Below are 20,361 nucleotides of genomic sequence, written 5' to 3'. Positions count from 1 at the left end.
CGGGTGTCGTTATGGGCCTCAAAACGACATCTGGTGCTACCTAGTTGGGCTGACCGGAAGCGACGGTGACGGGGGAGTGCTGCACCGGGAAATTCACGCTCCGGGCGATGAAGCAGACCTGGTTCGCTTCCCGGTGGAGCTGGTCGGCCAGCTCCACATGGGCGGGATCGGCCACCGTGACGTGCGGGTGAAGGGTTACGGATTCGAACTGGCCGCTGCCGTCCTGGTTGAGGCGCAGACGTCCTGTGGCCTCGTCCCGGTAATCAGTGACCACCACCCCGTGCCGCACCGCCACATGCAGGAAGGACAGCATGTGGCACTGCGCCAGCGCCGCCAGCAGCAGCTGTTCAGGGTTGTACCGGTCGCGGTCCCCGTGGAACGTCGGATCCGCCGACCCCTTGAGCACCGGCAGACCGGGGATCACGATGTCATGGCCCCGTGAATAACCGCGGTAGGAGGTGGTCCCCTCACCCAGATTGCCGGTCCACTGCACCGTCAGCGAATAGTGGTGCTCACTCAGTCCCATCCGCGCAGCCTACCGCTCGTCAGCCAGGACGTCAGCAGCGCGTGCCCGCAAAGCCCGCGCCACGCCGTCGCGGTTTTCCAACATCATCCGCCGCAGCGCCGCGCTGTCGGCCGGGAGCTCGGCCAGGAACGCGTCCGTGCGGTCCACCGTGGCCTGGGTGGTCAGCAGCGCCGGGTAAAGTCCGACGACGATCTGCTGGGCGAGTGCGTGGGTGCGGTCCGCGACGATCCCGGGAACGGCGTCGAAATACTTCTCCGCGTACGGTTCCAGGAGGGTACGGTCCAGCACGCGCATAAAGCCCGTGACCGCCGAACCCTGCAGCGCATTGGAGAGATCCCCCTTGACCACTATCGACTCCCACGCCGCGGCCTTGGCCTCCGGGGTGGGGATCGCGGCCGTGGCCAGTGCCGCGGCGTTCTGCCCGCTGGCGGTGTTGTCGCGCTCCAGTTCCGCGTCGATCGCTGGCTGTCCCAGGCGGCCACCCGCCACCAGGGAAGCGAGCAGTTCCCACCGCAGGTCCTGGTCAACGGCCAGCCCGTCCAGCGTCATGGAGCCGTCCAACAGGCCGGCCATGCTGTCCAGCTGGGTGCCACTGGATGCCAGCAGGGCGAACGACTTCACAAACTGGAGCTGGGCGTCCGAGCCGCCGGCCGCCGCGCTGGCCAGGTCCCACAGGGTGTCCACGGCGGCCACGGTGGTGGCCACGCGGTGCTCTTCGGCCACATAGAAGTTCAAGGTGGTGGCCAGCTGGCGCAGCTGGACCAGAATGACGGACGAGTCCGTTTCGGCAGCCACGTTGGCCAGGACCAGTTCAACGTAGCGGCGCGCGGGGGTCTCGCCGTCGCGGGCGGCATCCCAGGCGGAGTTCCAGATCAGGGTGCGGGGAAGGCTGCCGCTGAAATCCTTCAGGTGGGCCGTGGCTGTGGCCAGGGACTTTTCGTCGAGCCTGACCTTCGCGTAGGCGAGGTCGTCGTCGTTGACCAGGATCAGGTCCGGCTGCGCCAGCCCCACCAGCGCGGGCACCTCGGTGCGTTCGCCGTCGACGTCGAGCTCCTCCCGGTGCACACGCTCAAGCTTGCCGGCGCTGTCCAGGTTGTAGAACCCGACGGCCAGCCGGTGCGGACGGATGGTTGGCCATTCCGCCACGGCCGACTGGACGATGCTGAAGGACGTCAGCGTGCCGGAACCGTCCACTTCAAGTTCGGGGGTGAGGGTGTTCACCCCTGCGGTCTCCAGCCAGAGCCGGCCCCACTGGTCAAGGTCGCGGCCGCTGGCCTTTTCCAGCTCCGCCATGAGATCGCTGAGCTCCGTGTTCTGCCAGGCGTGCTTGGCAAAGTATTCGCGGACACCGGCCATGAACTGCTCCGGCCCCACCCAGGCCACCAACTGTCGCAGCACCGAGGCGCCCTTGGCGTAGGTGATCCCGTCGAAGTTGACCTCCACATCCTGAAGGTCGTTGATTTCGGCGAAGATCGGGTGCGTGGTGGGGAGCTGGTCCTGGCGGTAGGCCCAGGACTTCTCCACTGACGCGAACGTGGTCCAGGCGCTCGTGAAGGACGTGTTTTCCACCGCGGCGAGGTGCGACATGTATTCGGCGAAGGACTCGTTGAGCCAGAGGTCGTTCCACCAGCGCATGGTCACGAGGTCACCGAACCACATGTGGGCGAGCTCGTGGAGCACAGTGATGGCACGGCGTTCGATCTGCGCGCCGGTGACCTTGCTGCGGAACACGTAGCCTTCGAGGATGGTCACGGCACCGGCGTTCTCCATGGCGCCGGCATTGAACTCCGGCACGAACAGCTGGTCGTACTTTTCGAACGGATAAGCGACGCCGAACTGGGCCTCGAAGAATTCGAAGCCCTGCCGCGTCAGTTCAAAGATGTTGTCCGCGTCGAGGTACTGCATCAGCGACTTGCGCGCGAAGACGCCGAGCGGAACCACCCGCCCGTCGGAGCTGGACACTTCGCTGCGGACCGACTGGTACGGGCCGGCGATGAGCGCCGTCACGTACGAGGACAGCCGCGGGGTGGGGGCAAACGTCCACACCGAGCGGGCGCCGCCGTCGTCCCCCGGGGCGGCTTCCACCGGAGCGGGGGTGGGGGAGTTGGAGATGACGTCCCAGGCCGACGGTGCCGTGACGGTGAAGGCAAAGGTGCCCTTGAGGTCCGGCTGTTCGAAGACTGCGAACATGCGCCGCGAATCCGGCACCTCGAACTGGGTGTACAGGTAGACTTCACCATCCACGGGATCAACGAACCGGTGCAGGCCTTCGCCGGTGTTCATGTAGGGGGCGTCCGCCACCACGGTGAGCTCGTTGGTCGCGGCCAGGTCCGGCAGCTGGATGCGGACGCCGTCGGAGGCGGCGGCCGGGTCCAGTGCCTGCCCGTTGAGCGTAATGCTGTGCACGGTGTGGGTGACGGCATCAATGAAGGTGGAGGACCCCGGCACGGCCGTGAACTTCACCGTTGTGGTGGTCCCGAAGACCTGCCCGCCCCTGGTGAGGTCCAGGGCGACGTCGTAGGAGTCAACATTGATGAGTTCGGCGCGCTCGCGGGCTTCGGCGCGAGTCAGATTCATACCTGGCAAGTGGGCCTCCAGATGGGTTTGGGTTGCCGGCGGGCGGTGGCCTGCTGCGGCACAAGTGAAGTCATTCTGTCACGGCCGCCGGCCGGAGTAGCGTTAGAGCATGGGAAAGTTCCGGGAATCGGTGGATGCCAGGGCCCTTCGTTTCGCGGTGGGCTTTCCGGTGATCCTTGCCGGCGCTTTTGTTGTCAGCGCCTTTTTGTTGCGTGCCGATCTTCCGAATCCGGTCGCCATCGGCTGGACGGCCGACGGCGGCGCTTACTTTGCGCCGTTCGGTGCCTACGCGGGGGGAGGCGCGGCGCTGATCATCGCCGCCGGCTGGCTGGTGCTCTCCCAGGCGGTGCCCCTGTCGCGGCCCGCCGTGATGCGGCGGATCATGATGGGCGCGGGACTGTTCGTGAGTCTGTTCATCACCGCTGTGCTGGCAGGGGGACTCGTAGGCCAGACCGGGCTCGCCGATGCCCGCCAGTCCCACGTGGACATGATCGTCGTAGCAGTGGGAAGCGGAGCCGCGCTGTCGCTCGGAGTCATCATGGGCTTCGTCTTCAAGGCCGACAACAAGTGGACCCCCGAAGATGACCGGGCCCTCGCGGTTGCCCTGGCCCGTGAACTGGATCCCGATTTGGCCGGCGATACGTACCGGCTCTGGGTACACGCCCGAAGTTCCGTGTTTGTCATGATCGCTGTTGCCAGCCTGTTTCCGGCCGCGCTGATTGCCGTCGCGCTGCCGTGGCTTGGTGCCCTGGTGGCGGCGCTTGCCGTGGTGGCCGCTGCCTTCCTCTTCGCCCGGGTCAAGGCTGACCGCCGGGGCCTGCGCGTGCTGGTGGCCGGCGTGCTGCCGGTCATGGACGTCCCCGCAGCCGCGATTTCTGCCGCCAGCGCCGCAGACGTTCGCGCCGCCGATTACGGCGGGTGGGGCTACCGCAACCACGGCGGCACCGCCGCGATGCTGGTCAGCAGCGGCCCCGCCGTCGTCGTCCGTAAGACTGACGGCCACAATGTGGCGGTGAGCGGCGGCAGCCCCGCAAAGGCCGCCCGGCTGGCCGAGGTCCTGACGCGCGTCGCGGCGAGGGCACAGCGTGGGGGCACCGGTTCGGTGCCGGGAGAGTCCTAGTATCCTTGTCGATGTTGATCTGACCCTCGCCCGAAACGAACGGACACTGCCGTGACTTCTTCCCCTGCCTTCCCGCGGGTACATATCGCCACCGACCATGCAGGCATGGAACTCAGCGCCCACCTGGTCACCCACCTCACGGCCAGGGGCTACGACGTGGTGGACCACGGTCCCAAGGAATACGACGCGCAGGATGACTACCCGTCCTTCTGCATCAATGCCGCGCTCGCCGTCGTGGCGGACCAGCAGGCAGGCGTCCACGCCCTGGGCATCGTGCTGGGCGGTTCGGGCAACGGCGAACAGATCGCCGCGAACAAGGTCAAGGGTGTCCGCGCTGCCCTGGCCTGGAACCTCTCCACCGCCACACTGGCGCGCGAACACAACGACGCCAACGTGGTGGCCGTCGGGGGCCGCCAGCATACGGTCGAGGAAGCCACCGAACTGATCGAAGCCTTCCTTGCCGAGCCGTTCAGCAACGACGAGCGCCACGTCCGCCGGATCGGCAAGATCGCGGCCTATGAGGCCACCGGCGAGGTCATCGAATAGTGCCTGAAGGGCACTCAGTCCGGCGCCTCGCCCAACAATTCGGCGATGTCTTTACCGGCGAACCGTTGGCCGTCAGCAGCCCGCAGGGCCGGTTCGCCGCCGGCGCCGCGCTGCTCGACGGGCAGGTCCTGACGGACTCGCGGGCCCACGGCAAGCACCTCTTCCTGCATTTCGACCATGCTGTCGTCCTGCACGTCCATCTGGGCCTTTACGGCGCCTGGGACTTCGGCGGCGATGCCACCTTCCGCGGCGCATCCAGCATCGGCGCGCCACGGAAGATCGGCGAGAGTGAACTTTTCGAGGACGTTGCGGCCGTTGAGTACACGGGGCCGCCCGAACCCAAAGGCGCCGTCAGGGTGCGGCTGGTGGGCCGGCACGGCTGGGCGGACCTGCGCGGTGCCACCACGTGCGCCGCCATCACCGAGGCCGAGGTGGGTGCCGTCCTGGCCCGGCTCGGCCCCGACCCGCTGCGGAACCTCCCCGGGGACAAGGAACGGTTCGTGGCCGGAGTGTTGGCCCGCAAGGCCCCCGTCGCGGCGCTGCTCATGGACCAGAAGGTAATCGCCGGCGTCGGGAACGTCTACCGGGCCGAAGTGCTCTTCCGGCAGCGGCTGGACCCGTGGCTTCCGGGCACCGCCCTGACCGCGGGTACTGCCGGCCAGGTGTGGGACGAAACAGCCGCCGTGATGGCCGACGGCGTTCGCGACGGGCGGATCATCACCACGCCGGCGTCGTATTGGGAGGAAGGCGCCGTGCTGCCTTCCGGGGATGACGCGCATTTTGTGTACAAGCGGGAAGGGCTCCCGTGCAGGGTCTGCGGCACACCGGTGGCGATGACGGAGCTGGTGGGCCGCAAGCTTTACTGGTGCCCGGGCTGCCAGCAGTAGGAACTAAAAAAGCAGGACCCTCAGCGAGGGCCCTGCTTTTTCTTATTCGGAGGGGACGACGGGAATCGAACCCGCGTAATCAGTTTGGAAGACTGAGGCTTTACCATTAAGCTACGTCCCCGGAAAAATGCAGGTCAGCCGTGCAATGGGCCTGACTGCGTTTCTTCGGGCTGGCTGTTGAAGCCGGATACAACTAAACCTAATTCATGCCCCACGTGTCAAATGTGCAAACCGGGCCGGAATGACCGTAGACTTGCCTGTGCACTTACGGGGTGTAGCTCAGCTTGGCTAGAGCACCTGCTTTGGGAGCAGGAAGTCGCAGGTTCAAATCCTGTCACCCCGACTCTGCGGCCTCGACCGTCTACGCGGCCCGGGGAAGAAATGCGTTGCAGATACCCATCCCACAAACCCCAGGAGTACTTAGACCGTGAAGAGCGCTGTCGAGAACCTCACCCCCACACGGGTCAAGCTCAATGTTGAGGTCCCCTTTGAGGAATTGAAGCCCAGCATCGACGAGGCCTACAAGACTGTTGCTTCGCAGATCCAGGTCCCTGGCTTCCGTAAGGGCAAAGTCCCCTCCAAGCTGATCGACCAGCGCGTCGGCCGCGGCTACGTCCTGGAGACCGCCATCAACGAAGGCCTCAACGGCTGGTACCAGGCAGCAGTCCAGGAATCCGGCATTCGCCCCCTGAGCCGCCCCGAGGTTGAGATCACCGAAGTTCCGGACCCCACCTCCACCGACGGGGAACTGAAGTTCCACGCCGAGGTTGACGTCCGCCCCGAGATCGAACTCCCGGACTACGCCGGCATCAAGGTCGAGGTAGCCGCCGCTGAATCGTCCGACGAAGACGTGGACAAGGCCCTCGACGAACTGCGTGGCCGCTTCGGCACGCTGAAGTCCGTGGACCGTCCGGCCGCCGACGGCGACTTCCTGACCATTGACATCACCGCCACGATCGACGGCACCGACGTTGACTCCGCCGCCGGCCTGTCCTACCAGGTAGGCGCCGGCACCATGCTTGAAGGCCTGGACGAAGCCGTCACGGGTCTGAGCGCTGACGAGGACGCCATCTTCGACACCACCCTGGTTGGTGGCGAGCACGCCGGCGAGTCCGCCCAGGTCAAGGTTGTCCTGAAGGCCGTCAAGGAGCGCGAACTCCCCGAGGCCGACGACGACTTCGCCCAGCTGGCGTCCGAGTTCGACACCCTCGCTGAGCTCCGTGAAGACCTCGCCAAGCAGGCTGCTGAGTCCAAGGTTGTGGAGCAGGGCGTCGAAGCCCGCGACAAGGTACTGGACAAGCTGGTCGAGCTGGTCGAGGTTCCGGTTCCGGACTCCGTCGTCGAAGAGCAGCTCGAAGCCCACTTCAAGGAGGGCAACGGCCACGGTGACGGCGAGCACGACACCGAGGAGCACCGCGAAGAGGTCAAGGCCAACACGGCCCGCGCCTTCCAGAACGAAATCATCCTCGACGCGATCGCCGAGAAGGAAGAAGTCAACGTCAGCCAGAACGAGCTGATCGACTACATCGTCTCCACCGCCAGCCAGTACGGCATGGACCCGAACCAGTTCGCCCAGATCATCGATCAGAGCGGCCAGGTTCCCATGATGGTGTCCGAGGTCCGCCGCCGCAAGGCACTGGCAGTGGTTCTCGGCCAGGCCACCGTGACCGACACCGACGGCAAGGCCGTTGACCTGAGCGACTTCGTCCGCCCCGGCGGCGAAGAGGAAGCTCCCGCCGTTGAGGAGTCCGCAGAGGACACCACCGCAGCGACGGAAGCCACCCCCAGCGACGACCCGGCAGCCGTGAAGTTCTAGCACGCCCCGGCACTGCACCTGAAGGAGCCCCTGGACCGACCGGTCCGGGGGCTCCTCGGTTTAACGCCGCGGCTTGCGCGACCGGCATTGCTTTCGGCGGCGGCCCGGGGGATCGTGCGCCGTCAGCGAACAGTGCGATTCCGGCGAACAAATCGGCCAGCAAACCGGTTAGTGTCCAAGTAGTGAAGTTCAGTGATGTCGTTCAGTGATGTCACCGTCACCAGCGAGAGGTAAGTACACATGGCACAGCACGCAGAGGCCCCCCGGATGGCGACTGTCGATCCCGCAGCCCAGGACAACTACATCTACAACCGGCTCCTCAAAGAGCGGATCATCTGGCTCGGCTCCGAGGTGCGTGACGACAACGCCAACGCCATTTGCTCCCAGCTGCTGCTCCTTTCCGCCGAGAACCCGGAAAAGGACATCTACCTCTACATCAACTCTCCGGGCGGCTCCGTGACGGCCGGCATGGCCATCTACGACACCATGCAGTTCATCCCGAACGACGTCGTCACCGTCGCCACCGGCCTGGCAGCCTCCATGGGCCAGTTCCTGCTCTCCTCCGGGACCAAGGGCAAGCGTTACGCCACCCCCAACGCCCGCGTCCTCATGCACCAGCCTTCCGGCGGCATCGGCGGCACGGCCTCGGACATCAAGATCCAGGCAGAGCTGATCCTGCACATGAAGAAGGTCATGGCCGAACTGACGGCTGAGCAGACCGGGCAGACTGTGGAAACCATCCTCAAGGACAACGACCGCGACAAGTGGTTCACGGCCGCCGAAGCCCTCGAATACGGCTTCTTCGACAAGATTGCGGCCCACGCAGGCTCCGTCTCCGGCGGCGGCGGAACCGCCAACGGGACCTCCGGCGAGCCGGCCTCCGAGAAGTAAACCGGCACTTTCGAACATTCAGATCAGGAGCAACAAAAATGACCTACAACTTCGGATCGACTGCCGGTAACCTTCCGACCAGCCGCTACGTACTTCCCCAGTTCGAAGAGCGCACGCCGTACGGCTTTAAGCGCCAAGATCCCTACACCAAGCTCTTCGAGGACCGCATTATCTTCCTCGGTGTCCAGATCGATGACGCGTCAGCCGACGACGTCATGGCCCAGCTGCTGGTACTCGAGTCCACGGACCCGGACCGTGACATCACGCTGTACATCAATTCCCCCGGCGGTTCCTTCACGGCCATGACCGCGATCTACGACACCATGACGTACATCCGGCCCGAGATCCAGACCGTCTGCCTCGGCCAGGCCGCAAGCGCCGCCGCAGTGATCCTCGCCGCCGGCACCCCGGGCAAGCGCCTGGCGCTTCCCAACGCCCGCGTCCTGATCCACCAGCCGGCCCTTTCCGGCGGCCAGGGTGGCCAGGCGTCGGACCTGGAAATCCAGGCCGCGGAAGTCATGCGGATGCGCTCATGGCTCGAGGACACCCTCGCCCACCACTCCGGCCGCACGCCGGAGCAGGTCAACAACGACATTGAGCGTGACAAGATCCTGACCGCCGCCGAGGCCCTCGACTACGGCCTCATCGACCAGGTGCTTGATTCCCGCAAGATCAAGCCGCAGGCAATCGCCCGGTAATCAGTTCTCCAGCGGCCGGTGCGGTCCAGTATTTGGGCCGCACCGGCCTTCGCTTTCCACCCTTGCGGGCAATTGTGACCTAGAGTGGAAGGTGTCACGGCCGGTCCTCCCAGGCCCGCCGCGATTCCAGCAACGGTGCACAGCTGCCTGGCAGCAAGATACTAAAGGGGTTCACATATGGCTCGGATTGGCGAGAGCACGGATCTGCTGAAGTGTTCTTTCTGCGGAAAGAGCCAGAAGCAGGTGCGCAAGCTCATTGCCGGGCCCGGTGTTTACATCTGCGACGAATGCATTGAACTCTGCAACGAGATCATTGAGGAAGAGCTCGCGGAAGTTGCCGATCTGGGAAGTTTCGAACTGCCCAAGCCCCGCGAAATCTTTGACTTCCTCCAGGAATACGTCATCGGCCAGGAGCCCGCCAAGCGCTCCCTCGCCGTCGCCGTCTACAACCACTACAAGCGGATCCAGGCAGGCCACGCCCCGAAGAGCGGCAGCCTCGCCGACGGCGGCCACCACGACGACGTCGAAATCGCCAAGTCCAACATCCTGCTGATCGGCCCCACGGGTTGCGGCAAGACCTACCTCGCCCAGACCCTGGCCCGGCGGCTCAACGTACCGTTCGCCGTTGCCGACGCCACCGCGCTGACAGAGGCCGGCTACGTGGGTGAGGACGTGGAGAACATCCTCCTCAAGCTCATCCAGGCAGCGGACTACGACGTCAAGAAGGCCGAACAGGGCATTATCTACATTGACGAAATCGACAAGATTTCGCGCAAGAGCGAAAACCCCTCCATTACCCGGGACGTTTCCGGAGAAGGGGTCCAGCAGGCCCTGCTGAAGATCCTGGAAGGGACCGTGGCCTCGGTACCGCCGCAGGGCGGCCGCAAGCACCCGCATCAGGAATTCATCCAGATCGATACCACCAACGTGCTGTTCATCGTGGCAGGCGCGTTCGCCGGCCTCGAGGAGATCATCGGCTCGCGCTCCGGACGCAAGGGCATCGGTTTTGGTGCACCGCTCAACGACGCCAGCAACAAGGTGGACTCCTACGGCGAGGTGATGCCTGAGGATCTGCTGAAGTTCGGCCTGATCCCGGAGTTCATCGGCCGCTTGCCCGTAATCACCACGGTCTCGAGCCTGGACCGGGACGCACTCATCCAGATCCTCTCCACACCCAAGAACGCGCTGGTCAAGCAGTACCAGAAGATGTTCCAAATCGACGGCGTGGAACTTGTTTTCGACGACGATGCACTCAACGCGATCGCCGATCAGGCCCTGGAGCGCGGCACGGGCGCCCGCGGCCTGCGCGCGATCATGGAGGAAGTGCTGCTGCCGGTCATGTTCGACCTTCCCAGCCGGGAGGACGTGGCCAGCGTGGTGATCACAGCTGACGTCGTCTTGAAGAAGGCGGAGCCCACGCTGATCCCGCACGTGACCAAGCGTCGTAAATCCGCCTAACCCCGAACGCACCACCGTTTTGCGGCCTGGACGAACACCATTGACGAGCCGCAGCACTAATGAACGCAGAGGACTCATCCATGACTGAAACCACCACCAACCAGGCCGATTTCTGGTTCGACCCCCTGTGCCCGTTTGCGTGGATCACATCCCGCTGGATTGGCGAGGTTGAAGCGGTCCGGGACATCAGGACCGACTGGCACGTAATGAGTCTTTCCGTGCTGAACGAGGGACGCGACCTTGACGCCGGCTACCGGGAACTCATGGAGCGGGGCTGGGCTCCGGTGCGCGTCATCATCGCCGCACAGGAGCAGCATGGCGATCAGGTGGTCAAGCCCCTGTATGACGCCATGGGCACGCTGATCCATGTTGGCGGCGAGAAGGACTTCGACGTCGTCATCAGCAAGGCCCTGGCTGAGTGCGGGCTTCCGGCGAGCCTGGCGGACGCTGCGACGACGGACGCCTTCGACCCCCAACTGCGGGCCAGCCATGAAAAAGGCATCTCCCTGGTGGGCCAGGATGTTGGTACGCCGGTGGTGGCCTTCAACGGGACAGCCTTCTTCGGGCCCGTCCTGACCCGCATCCCCCGGGGCGAGCAGGCCGGGCAGCTGTGGGACGCCTCCGTCACGCTGGCTTCCTACCCGCACTTCTTTGAGATCAAGCGCAGCCGGAGCGAAAGCCCCGAATTCAACTGACCCGCGCCCTGTGCCGGCAACAAAGAGCCCCTGCAGAACTACTCTCGTGTAGTTCTGCAGGGGCTCTTGCGCATGCCCGGTCATGGGACCAAAATAGTTCTTACCAACTTCGAAAGAAGGGGGACGCAGGAACCAAAGATTCAGTGATAAATATCTGACGCAGCCTTCGGCAAAGTCAGATTGAAACTACCAGTGACGAGGTAGGAAGACCTGAAAATCCAAGGATCCTGCCAGACCATCAAGACGTCACCAGATGGCCGTAAAGTCGAAGCCCCACCAACGGCAAAACGCTGATGGGGCTTCCCCTTTGCCCAAAAACAGGGTGCTGTCTCCCGGGCGGGCACCCGGCCGCAACCCTGGCTAGGGCCGCGACCCCCGCGAGGGTCAGGCGGTGGGCTGTTCCTCCGGGGCTGCCAGCACCACGTCACTGACCGTGAGGTCGCCGTCGCCTGCCACCAGGGTCAGCTCGCGGGCGTTCGAGGCGGCCTTCAGATCGCCCAGCCCGGCCTTCAGCTGCGTGGTCAGGGACTCCGACGCCGTAATGGTGGCGGAGAGGACCTCGGTGCGCTGTTTGACCTTCGCCTCCGACTTCGCCTTGCGGACACCGCTGAGCGCAGTGCCCACGGTGGCCAGCAGGGTGGTGTCGCCATCCACCTCAACGGCGGCGGGCCACGCAGCACGGTGGACTGAACCGGTGCGCCACCAGCTCCAGACCTCTTCGGTGGCGAAGGGCAGGAACGGGGCGAACAGGCGCAGCAGCGTGTCCAGGCTCGTGGCCAGGGCGGCCAGCACGGATGCCTGCTCGGCCTCGCCGGCAGCACCGTAGGCGCGGTCCTTGATGAGCTCCACGTAGTCATCCGTGAACTGCCAGAAGAAGCTCTCCGTGATCTGCAGGGCACGGGCGTAGTCGTAGTTATCGAACGCCTTGGTGGACTGCTGCACCACTTCGGCCAGCTGCGCCAGCACGGCACGGTCCAGCGGATTGGTGACAACCGAGAGGTCCGCGGCAACCACGGAGTTCTCCGTGGCTCCCAGGTTCAGGACAAACTTGGACGCGTTCAGCAGCTTGATGGCCAACCGGCGCCCGATCTTCATTTGGGCAATCTCGTAGGCCGTGTCAGCGCCGAGCTTCGCCGAGGTTGCCCAGTAGCGGACCGCGTCGGAACCGAATTCGTCGAGCACGTCGGTGGGAACCACCACGTTGCCCTTGGACTTGGACATCTTCTTCCGGTCCGGGTCGAGGATCCAGCCGGAGATGGCCGCATGCTTCCACGGGGCCACGTTCTGCAGCGAGTCTGCCTGTACCACCGAGGAGAAGAGCCAGGTGCGGATGATGTCGTGGCCCTGCGGCCGGAGGTCGAACGGGAAGACCTTCGCGAACAGGTCCTCGTCTCGGCTCCAGCCGCCCACGATCTGCGGGGTCAGGGAGGAGGTGGCCCAGGTGTCCAGGATGTCGGCGTCGCCGGTGAAGCCACCGGGAACGTCGCGCTGGGTTTCGTCATAGCCCGGCGCGACGTCGGCTGCCGGATCAACCGGGAGCTGCTCGTCCGAGGGCACGATCGGTGCGTCGTAGTCGGGGTTGCCATCGGCGTCCAGCGGGTACCAGACCGGGATCGGCACACCGAAGAACCGCTGCCGGGAAACCAGCCAGTCGCCGTTCAGGCCCGAGATCCAGTTCTCGTAGCGGGACCGCATGAAGGCCGGGTGGAAGTCGATCTCGTGGCCGCGCGCGATCAGGCGTTCGCGGCGGTCTTCGTTGCGGCCGCCGTTGCGGTAGTACCACTGGCGCGACGTGACCACTTCGAGTGGTTTGTCGCCCTTTTCGTAGAAGTTCACCGGGTGCATGATCTTCTTCGGTTCGCCGTCGATCAGGTCCTCGGCGGTAAGGAGCTCCACCACCTTCTCCTTGGCGCTGAAGACCGTCTTGCCGGCGATTTCCCCGAAGGCGGCGCGGCCGGCGTCTGTGGTGATCCAGTCCGGGGTATCGCCGACGATCCGTCCGTCGCGGCCCACAATGGCGCGGGTGGGCAGCTGGAGTTCACGCCACCAGGTGACGTCGGTGAGATCGCCGAAGGTGCAGACCATGGCAACGCCGGAACCCTTGTCCGCTTTGGCGAGGGGATGGGCCTTAACCTCGACCTCGACGCCGAACACGGGGGAGGTGACCTTCTTGCCGAACAGCGGCTGGTAGCGCTCGTCGTCGGGGTTTGCCACCAGGGCCGCGCACGCTGCGAGCAGTTCCGGACGCGTGGTCTCGATGTAGATTTTCTCGCCGGTCTCGGTGAAGAACGGGTACCGGTAGTACGCGCCGGCCACTTCGCGGTCCTCAAGCTCGGCCTGGGCCACGGCGGTGCGGAACGTGATGTCCCACAGGGTGGGGGCCTCGGCCATGTAGGCGTCACCGGCTGCGAGGTTGGCCAGGAAGGCGCGCTGGGAGACCTGGCGAGAGGCGTCGTCGATGGTCCGGTACGTCAGCTGCCAGTCCACTGAGAGGCCCAACTGCTGGAAGAGGCTCTCGAAGACCTTCTCATCCTCGACGGCCAGTTCTTCGCAGAGCTCGATGAAGTTCCGGCGCGAGACGACATCGAAGTCACGCTGGTTCTTGGCGGGCTGTGCCGGCGGGCGGTAGCCGGCGTTGTACGGGATGGCCGGGTCGCAGCGGACACCGTAGTAGTTCTGCACGCGGCGCTCGGTGGGAAGGCCGTTGTCGTCCCAGCCCATCGGGTAGAACACGTTCTTGCCGATCATGCGCTGGTAGCGCGCCAGGACGTCCGTCTGGGTGAAGGAGAACATGTGTCCGACGTGCAATGAACCTGACGCGGTGGGCGGGGGAGTGTCGATTGAGTAGACCTGCTCCCGGGTGGTGTCCGGGTTGAACTTGTAGGTCCCTTCGGCAAGCCAGCGCTGCGTGAGGGCAGCTTCGAGCCCCTCGAGGGCAGGCTTATCCGGAACGTTGATAGGGGCGGTTGAGGGCGTGTCTGTACCCTGAGTGTCTTCAGCCATTTGGCAATTGTTTCATGGACTCATCCGCCCCGTGGTTCCGGGACTGCAGTAGCATGCGGCGTATGGTCACCGCGGCGGCAACTTTTGGGATCAAACGCATCTATGCGGCACCGGCGGACGACGACGGCTGCCGGGTTCTGGTGGACAGGCTCTGGCCCCGCGGCCTGAGCAAGGAGAACGCGCGGCTGGACCTGTGGTTGAGGGAGGTGGCGCCCTCGGCGCCGCTCCGGCAGGAGTTTGGCCACATGAAAGAGCGCTTCGAGGACTTCAGGCGGCAGTACCTGCAGGAACTCGCCGACAACCCGGCCGTGGGCACGCTGCATGAGCTGGCGGCGACCCACAAAAAGGTCACTCTCCTCTACGGCGCCCGGGATCCGGAGGTGAACCACGCGCTGGTGTTACTGGAGTTCATACAACGGCACCCGCAGCCCCATGGCCACTAGGGTGGTGCCATGACTGACGATTCACAGACCAGGACAGTGCCCAACCAGGAATCACAGATCGATCCGAGCCGGAACCGGGCGGCAGTGGTGACCGGCGCCAGCACCGGCATTGGCGAGGCCACTGTCCGCGCCCTGCGGGCGGAAGGCTGGACGGTCTTCGCGGTGGCGCGCCGCGCTGAACGGCTGGCAGCGCTGGAAGATGAGACCGGCGCCGTCGGGATTCCCGCCGACATCGTCGAGGACGACGACGTCGAACGGCTCCTCGCCCGCGTTACCGAAGCCGGGGGCGTGGGAACGCTGATCAACATCGCCGGCGGGGCGAAGGGCGCCGACTACGTGGGCGCCGCCAACACCGAAGACTGGGAGTGGATGTACCGGGTCAACGTTCTAGGCACCCTGAAGCTCACCCGGGCGTTCCTGCCCATGCTGCGGGCCAACGGGGAAGGAACGGTCCTGAACCTGACGTCCACCGCCGGACTGACGGCCTATGAGGGCGGAGCAGGGTACAACGCCGCGAAGTTTGCCCAGCACGCCCTGACCGGTGCGCTCCGGCTGGAGGAGGCGGAGAACAACCTCCGGGTCATCGAAGTGGCGCCCGGCCTGGTGCAGACCGAAGAGTTCGCCCTGAACCGGCTCGGCGATGCCCAGGCGGCGTCGAAGGTCTACCAGGGGGTGGAGAAGCCCCTCACGGCAGAGGACGTGGCCGACGTCGTACGTTACGCCGTCAGCGCACCGCACCACGTCAACCTGGACCAGATCGTCATCCGGCCTGTCGCCCAGGCTGCCACCCATAAGCTCATCCGCAAGGGTTAGGCGGAGCTCCGGGCTTGCCCTAACGGCGGCATGGTGGTTCGCGCTGACGGGGCAGAGCCGGCCGGCCCGCCGGGCGGCAGGGCTTTAGTCCGGGAGCAGCAGTTCCGCCACCACGCCGGCGTGGTCGGTGCCGGGAACCGCGACGATGGCGAAGCTTCGGATCCCGATGCCACCCGTGACCAGGACGTGGTCCAGTGTCACGAATGGCGGGATCCGTGAACCGGCAGGCCACGTGGGCACCATGCCCTTGCCCGAGGCCTGCGCCGCGTCCGTGAACCCGGCGGCCAGCAGCTCCCGGAACTCGCGGTGGTCATAGCTGGCGTTGAAATCGCCCAGCAGGATGGCCGGAGCGGAGCTTGCCGCCTCCTGCCGGGTCCCGCCCAGCTGACGAAGCTCCTGGCGCCATGCGGGTGTATGGCCGGGACGGGGCGAGGCGACATGGACTGCGGTCAGGTTGATGTTCCAGGCCGTTCCCGGAAACGTTACGGTGCCCCTGCTCTGGTAGAACGCGCTGTCCGGCACACGATCCGAGGCCTGCAGCGGGAACCGGGAAAAGATCGCGCTGCCTACGCCAGCCCAATCGACGTCGACGGCACGGTACGGGAAGTCCGCCCCAATTCCGGCCTTCTCCAGGGCCTCCAGCCCGGGAGGGGACAGTTCAGGGAGCGCCAGGATATCGACCTGCCGGGATCGGGCCTCTGCAAGGAGGATCGCGGAGTCAACGCCCGTGGAGCCAACGTTGAGGGCCATGACCGTTACCGCGCGGCTCGAGGCGGAAGCGGGGGCGCCGGCTGTTCCTGCGGCCTGGGGCGCCCTGTCTGCCGCGTCGCCGGGCACCAGGCCGGGAGCGACCATCTGCAGCTGGACCAGCAACAGGCCCGCAACCACAGCGGCGAGGACCGTCCGGCTGGGCCGGGAACTCAGGCAAACTGCCAGCACGGCGGCCGCCAGCGCCGCCGTCGTCAGCATAAGGCTCGCCGTAAACAAGGACAGCAGCTGGATCCAGGGCGTGCCCAGGTCCGCCCGGATCAGGCGCAGGACTGTGAGCGCGGCGCCGGGCAGGCAGAGAACTGCGGCGGCAGCCCAGCAGAACCAGCCGCTGACACGCCGGAATTGGGTGCCTTGCCTGCGTGCACCGGCCGTCTGCATACGGTCCATTATTGGAGGCTGGAGGGCTACCGCCTACGGGTCGGGCTCCCTAACCACCCCCTAATCCCGGCCCGCGCCGGGGAATGGCGGTGGACGGCCGGGCGATAGTAGACTCAATGGTGGCTATGACCCGGCTATCACCGGTGAGCTTCCGGAAGAACGCACCGAACGCCAGCCTGCTGGCAGCCGGTGTCACTAGAACCGGACGGGTAAGCCCGTCACAGCAGTAATGAGCGGCCGGCACCTCAACAGCTCCTGGCAGGGGCTGATGCAGTGCCGGTAAGTGAGGTGGTACCGCGGTGAGCGTGCAGTCCAAGGACCGCGCAGGACCCGTCCTCGCATCCTGACAAGAACCGGCCGGCAGCGGCTGGACGGTTCACCAGTTCAACCCAGGATGTCGAGAATGACGTATTACCCCAAAGCATCATCTTCCCCTTCGGCTACTGCTTCGGGCGGCGCGGCCGCCGGCGTCTCCGCCTCCGTGAAATTCCCGGAGATCGAAGAGCGCATCCTGAAGTACTGGGAGCAGGACGGCACCTTCCAGGCAAGCATTGACCAGCGCAGCGCCGACGCGCCCGGCGGACAGCCCGGCAGCAACGAGTTCGTCTTCTACGACGGGCCGCCCTTCGCCAACGGTCTGCCCCACTACGGCCACCTGCTGACCGGCTACGCCAAGGACCTGGTGGGCCGCTACCAGACCCAGCGCGGCCGCCGGGTGGAGCGCCGGTTCGGCTGGGATACCCACGGGCTTCCCGCCGAGCTGGAAGCCATGAAGCAGCTGGGCATGACGGACAAAACCCAGATCGAAGCCATGGGCATCGACAAGTTCAATGACGCCTGCCGGGCATCCGTCATGAAGTACGCGGACGAATGGAAGAGCTACGTCACCCGCCAGGCCCGCTGGGTGGACTTCGACAACGACTACAAAACGCTCAACGTCGATTACATGGAATCGGTCCTCTGGGCCTTCAAGCAGCTGCATGAAAAGGGCCTGACCTACAACGGCTACCGCGTCCTGCCGTACTGCTGGAAGGACGAGACACCGCTGTCCAACCACGAACTGCGCATGGACGATGACGTCTACAAGAACCGGCAGGACCAGACCGTCACGGTCACGTTCCCCATCACGGCAGGGGAGTCCGAACTCTCAAAGCAGCTCGCCGGGGTGCAGGCGCTCGCCTGGACCACCACCCCCTGGACGCTGCCCACCAACCTGGCGCTCGCCGTCGGACCTTCGATCACGTACGCGGTGCTCCCTGCCGGCCCGAATGGAATCAAGGCCGCCTCGCCGGATGCTCCCGTCACCGGCAGCTTCCTGCTGGCTGCCGACCTGCTGGCCGCGTACGCCAAGGACCTTGGCTATGACGACTTCGACTCCGCCGAAGCCGCCGTCACGTCCACCCACACCGGCGCCGAGCTCGAAGGCCTCCAGTACCAGCCGCTGTGGCATGACTTCGCCGACACCGAAAAATACGGGACGCAGAACGCCTGGCGCTTCCTGGTGGCCGACTATGTGACCACCACGGACGGCACCGGCATCGTCCACCAGGCCCCCGCCTACGGCGAAGACGACCAGAAGGTCTGTGAAGAGGCCGGCATCCCGGTGGTGCTGTCCGTGGACGAGGGCGCCAAGTTCCTGCCGCTGTTCAGCCACGGCGACCTGCACGACATCGTGGGCCTGCAGGTCTTCGACGCCAACAAGCCCATCACCCAGGTGCTCCGCGCGCAGGGCCGGCTGGTCCGCCAGGCCAGCTACGAGCACAGCTACCCGCACTGCTGGCGCTGCCGCAACCCGCTGATCTACCGGGCCGTGTCCTCCTGGTACGTGGAAGTCACCAAGTTCAAGGACCGGATGTCCGAACTGAACCAGGAGATCAACTGGATCCCCGGCAACGTCAAGGACGGCCAGTTCGGCAAGTGGCTTGCCAATGCCCGCGACTGGTCCATCAGCCGCAACCGCTACTGGGGCAGCCCCATCCCGGTGTGGCAGTCCAGCGATCCCGAGTACCCGCGCACGGACGTCTATGGTTCACTCGCGGAGCTGGAAGCCGACTTCGGCCGGCTGCCGCTAAACAACGACGGCCAGGTTGACCTGCATCGCCCCTTCATCGACGAACTGACTCGCCCCAACCCGGACGATCCCCGCACGCCCGAAGAGGGCCAGTCCGTCATGCGTCGCGTCGAGGACGTCCTGGACGTCTGGTTCGACTCCGGCTCCATGCCGTACGGGCAGGTCCACTACCCGTTCCAGAACGAAGCCTGGTTCGATACCCACAACCCCGCGGACTTCATCGTGGAGTACATCGGCCAGACCCGCGGCTGGTTCTACATGCTGCACATCCTCTCCACGGCGCTGTTCGACCGGCCGGCCTTCCGGAACGTCATCAGCCACGGCATTGTGCTGGGTTCGGACGGGCAGAAGATGTCCAAGAGCCTGCGGAACTACCCGGACGTCTCCGAGGTCCTGGACCGCGACGGCTCCGACGCCATGCGCTGGTTCCTCATGTCCAGCCCCATCCTGCGCGGCGGCAACCTGGTGGTCACCGAACAGGGAATCCGCGACGGCGTCCGCCAGGTCATCCTGCCGCTGTGGAACGTGTACAGCTTCTTCACGCTGTACACGAACGCCGCCAACGGTGGGGCTGGCTACGACGCCAAGCTGCGCTACGACGGCTACGCCGACACCCTGGACCAGTACCTGCTGGCCAACACCGGCGACCTGGTCCGCAACATGACCGCCCAGTTGGACAGCTATGACATCTCCGGCGCCTGCGACGAACTGCGCAGCTACCTGGACATGCTCACCAACTGGTACGTCCGCCGCAGCCGCCAGCGCTTCTTCGACGAAAGCGCTGACGCGTTCGATGCGCTCTACACCGCGCTGGAGACTGTCTGCCGCGCCGCCGCCTCACTGCTGCCGCTGGTCTCGGAGGAGATCTGGCGCGGCCTCACCGGCGGCCGCTCCGTGCACCTGGCCGACTGGCCGGACGCCGGGCTCTTCCCGTCCAACGCGGCCCTGGTGGAAGCGATGGACCGCGTTCAGCAGATCTGCTCCACCGGGTCCTCGCTGCGTAAGGCAGCGAACCTCCGTGTCCGCCTGCCGCTGCAGGAGCTCACCGTGGTGGCACCTGGCGCGGACGCGCTGGCAGGGTTCGCCGCCGTCGTCGCGGACGAACTGAACATCCGTTCCGTCCGCCTGCTCGACGCAGAGAGCGCCTCCCCGGAGGAGTTCGGCATCGAGCAGAAGCTCGTGGTGAACGCCCGGGCTGCCGGTCCGCGGCTCGGCAAGAACGTGCAGCAGGCCATCAAGGGCTCCAAGTCGGGTGACTGGTCCGTGTCCGAGGACGGCACGGTCACCGCCGGCGGCCTGGAGCTCGAGCCGCAGGAGTACACGCTGGAAACGGTGGTGGCCGGGGCCGACGGCGGTTCCGGTGCGGCATCCTCTGCTGTGGCAGTACTGCCCGGCGGTGGTTTTGTGGTGCTCAACACCGAGGTCACTCCTGAGCTGGAGGCCGAAGGAACTGCGCGCGACATGGTCCGCGCCATCCAGCAGGCACGCAAGGACGCAGGGCTGAACGTCAGCGATCGGATCCGGACCACCGTGACCGCAACGCAGGATGTGCTTGATGCATTGCTCGCCAACGCGGAGCTGGTCAAGGCCGAAACCCTGACCCTCGAGTTGGCTACCGTCTCCGCTGCGGGCGATCCCGGCATTTCCGTCGAAAAAGCAGAGGCCTGA

General features: G+C 65.6%; 15 protein-coding genes and 2 tRNA genes. 12 read left to right on the top strand and 5 right to left on the bottom strand.

What is annotated here, in order from left to right; genetic code table 11:
- Window positions 1–40: 40 nt before the first annotated feature.
- Both NQJ30_RS08895 and pepN read right to left on the bottom strand, forming a co-directional pair.
- Window positions 41–526: an OsmC family protein gene (locus NQJ30_RS08895; protein ID WP_255769524.1), complete on the bottom strand. Its 486-nt coding sequence runs from the start codon at window positions 524–526 to the stop codon at window positions 41–43.
- A 9-nt stretch (window positions 527–535) separates the two neighbouring features.
- Window positions 536–3,103: an aminopeptidase N gene (gene pepN, locus NQJ30_RS08890; protein WP_255769523.1), complete on the bottom strand. Its 2,568-nt coding sequence runs from the start codon at window positions 3,101–3,103 to the stop codon at window positions 536–538.
- A 109-nt stretch (window positions 3,104–3,212) separates the two neighbouring features.
- Between pepN and NQJ30_RS08885 the strand changes: the two genes are divergently transcribed.
- Genes NQJ30_RS08885 through NQJ30_RS08875 form a run of 3 tightly spaced genes read left to right on the top strand, consistent with a single transcriptional unit; the run spans window position 3,213 to window position 5,656 of the window.
- Window positions 3,213–4,223 carry a hypothetical protein gene (locus tag NQJ30_RS08885; RefSeq protein ID WP_255769522.1) on the top strand — a complete coding sequence of 337 codons (1,011 nt, stop codon included), beginning with the start codon at window positions 3,213–3,215 and terminating at the stop codon, window positions 4,221–4,223.
- A gap of 51 nt (window positions 4,224–4,274) precedes the next feature.
- Window positions 4,275–4,769 carry a ribose-5-phosphate isomerase gene (locus NQJ30_RS08880; RefSeq protein ID WP_255769521.1) on the top strand — a complete coding sequence of 165 codons (495 nt, stop codon included), beginning with the start codon at window positions 4,275–4,277 and terminating at the stop codon, window positions 4,767–4,769.
- Complete coding sequence (locus NQJ30_RS08875; protein ID WP_255769520.1) at window positions 4,769–5,656, top strand: Fpg/Nei family DNA glycosylase; 888 nt, start codon at window positions 4,769–4,771, stop codon at window positions 5,654–5,656. Before NQJ30_RS08880 ends, NQJ30_RS08875 begins: the two co-directional genes overlap by 1 nt.
- A gap of 50 nt (window positions 5,657–5,706) precedes the next feature.
- Here NQJ30_RS08875 and NQJ30_RS08870 read toward each other — a convergent pair.
- A tRNA-Gly gene (locus NQJ30_RS08870) sits at window positions 5,707–5,777 on the bottom strand.
- 147 nt (window positions 5,778–5,924) lie between these two features.
- Here NQJ30_RS08870 and NQJ30_RS08865 point away from each other — a divergent pair.
- The 6 genes from NQJ30_RS08865 (at window position 5,925) to NQJ30_RS08840 (ending at window position 11,214) form a co-directional block, all read left to right on the top strand.
- Window positions 5,925–5,999 (top strand) — tRNA-Pro (locus tag NQJ30_RS08865).
- 84 nt (window positions 6,000–6,083) lie between these two features.
- Window positions 6,084–7,472 (top strand): trigger factor, encoded by a 1,389-nt coding sequence (gene tig, locus NQJ30_RS08860; RefSeq protein WP_255769518.1) that lies wholly within the window; start codon window positions 6,084–6,086, stop codon window positions 7,470–7,472.
- 267 nt (window positions 7,473–7,739) lie between these two features.
- Window positions 7,740–8,363 carry an ATP-dependent Clp protease proteolytic subunit gene (locus tag NQJ30_RS08855; protein WP_255769578.1) on the top strand — a complete coding sequence of 208 codons (624 nt, stop codon included), beginning with the start codon at window positions 7,740–7,742 and terminating at the stop codon, window positions 8,361–8,363.
- A gap of 38 nt (window positions 8,364–8,401) precedes the next feature.
- The gene (locus tag NQJ30_RS08850; RefSeq protein WP_255769517.1) at window positions 8,402–9,061 is read left to right on the top strand and encodes an ATP-dependent Clp protease proteolytic subunit; all 660 of its coding nucleotides are present in this window, start codon (window positions 8,402–8,404) and stop codon (window positions 9,059–9,061) included.
- 177 nt (window positions 9,062–9,238) lie between these two features.
- Window positions 9,239–10,519, top strand: coding sequence for an ATP-dependent Clp protease ATP-binding subunit ClpX (gene clpX, locus NQJ30_RS08845; RefSeq protein WP_255769516.1), 1,281 nt, complete (start codon window positions 9,239–9,241; stop codon window positions 10,517–10,519).
- Between the two features lie 80 nt (window positions 10,520–10,599).
- Entirely contained in the window at window positions 10,600–11,214 is a 615-nt protein-coding gene (locus NQJ30_RS08840; protein WP_255769515.1) for a mycothiol-dependent nitroreductase Rv2466c family protein, read from the top strand.
- 384 nt (window positions 11,215–11,598) lie between these two features.
- Here NQJ30_RS08840 and valS read toward each other — a convergent pair whose 3' ends face one another.
- Complete coding sequence (gene valS / locus NQJ30_RS08835) at window positions 11,599–14,217, bottom strand: valine--tRNA ligase (protein ID WP_255769514.1); 2,619 nt, start codon at window positions 14,215–14,217, stop codon at window positions 11,599–11,601.
- Window positions 14,218–14,279: 62 nt separating this feature from the next.
- Between valS and NQJ30_RS08830 the strand changes: the two genes are divergently transcribed.
- Both NQJ30_RS08830 and NQJ30_RS08825 read left to right on the top strand, forming a co-directional pair.
- Entirely contained in the window at window positions 14,280–14,660 is a 381-nt protein-coding gene (locus tag NQJ30_RS08830) for a DUF488 domain-containing protein (RefSeq protein ID WP_255769513.1), read from the top strand.
- 9 nt (window positions 14,661–14,669) lie between these two features.
- Window positions 14,670–15,473: an SDR family oxidoreductase gene (locus tag NQJ30_RS08825; RefSeq protein WP_304663965.1), complete on the top strand. Its 804-nt coding sequence runs from the start codon at window positions 14,670–14,672 to the stop codon at window positions 15,471–15,473.
- Between the two features lie 84 nt (window positions 15,474–15,557).
- Here NQJ30_RS08825 and NQJ30_RS08820 read toward each other — a convergent pair whose 3' ends face one another.
- Window positions 15,558–16,631, bottom strand: a complete 1,074-nt coding sequence (locus NQJ30_RS08820) for an endonuclease/exonuclease/phosphatase family protein (RefSeq protein ID WP_255769512.1) — start codon at window positions 16,629–16,631, stop codon at window positions 15,558–15,560.
- Between the two features lie 394 nt (window positions 16,632–17,025).
- Here NQJ30_RS08820 and ileS point away from each other — a divergent pair, with 394 nt between their 5' ends.
- A complete protein-coding gene (ileS, locus tag NQJ30_RS08815) occupies window positions 17,026–20,361 on the top strand; it encodes an isoleucine--tRNA ligase (RefSeq protein WP_255769511.1) in 3,336 nt (1,111 codons plus the stop codon).

It is taken from the genome of Pseudarthrobacter sulfonivorans (assembly GCF_024391045.1).
Taxonomy (GTDB): Bacteria; Actinomycetota; Actinomycetes; order Actinomycetales; family Micrococcaceae; genus Arthrobacter; species Arthrobacter sulfonivorans_B.
This window is presented reverse-complemented; position numbering and strand designations above follow the sequence as displayed.

What these genes read in the sequence shown, in the direction of transcription:
- NQJ30_RS08855 (WP_255769578.1), top strand. Translation starts at nt 7,740, where the DNA reads ATGGCGACTGTCGATCCCGCAGCCCAGGACAACTACATCTACAACCGG.
- pepN (WP_255769523.1), bottom strand. Translation starts at nt 3,103, where the DNA reads ATGAATCTGACTCGCGCCGAAGCCCGCGAGCGCGCCGAACTCATCAAT.
- NQJ30_RS08885 (WP_255769522.1), top strand. Translation starts at nt 3,213, where the DNA reads ATGGGAAAGTTCCGGGAATCGGTGGATGCCAGGGCCCTTCGTTTCGCG.
- NQJ30_RS08830 (WP_255769513.1), top strand. Translation starts at nt 14,280, where the DNA reads ATGGTCACCGCGGCGGCAACTTTTGGGATCAAACGCATCTATGCGGCA.
- NQJ30_RS08820 (WP_255769512.1), bottom strand. Translation starts at nt 16,631, where the DNA reads ATGGACCGTATGCAGACGGCCGGTGCACGCAGGCAAGGCACCCAATTC.
- clpX (WP_255769516.1), top strand. Translation starts at nt 9,239, where the DNA reads ATGGCTCGGATTGGCGAGAGCACGGATCTGCTGAAGTGTTCTTTCTGC.
- NQJ30_RS08840 (WP_255769515.1), top strand. Translation starts at nt 10,600, where the DNA reads ATGACTGAAACCACCACCAACCAGGCCGATTTCTGGTTCGACCCCCTG.
- ileS (WP_255769511.1), top strand. Translation starts at nt 17,026, where the DNA reads ATGACGTATTACCCCAAAGCATCATCTTCCCCTTCGGCTACTGCTTCG.
- valS (WP_255769514.1), bottom strand. Translation starts at nt 14,217, where the DNA reads ATGGCTGAAGACACTCAGGGTACAGACACGCCCTCAACCGCCCCTATC.
- NQJ30_RS08825 (WP_304663965.1), top strand. Translation starts at nt 14,670, where the DNA reads ATGACTGACGATTCACAGACCAGGACAGTGCCCAACCAGGAATCACAG.
- NQJ30_RS08850 (WP_255769517.1), top strand. Translation starts at nt 8,402, where the DNA reads ATGACCTACAACTTCGGATCGACTGCCGGTAACCTTCCGACCAGCCGC.
- NQJ30_RS08895 (WP_255769524.1), bottom strand. Translation starts at nt 526, where the DNA reads ATGGGACTGAGTGAGCACCACTATTCGCTGACGGTGCAGTGGACCGGC.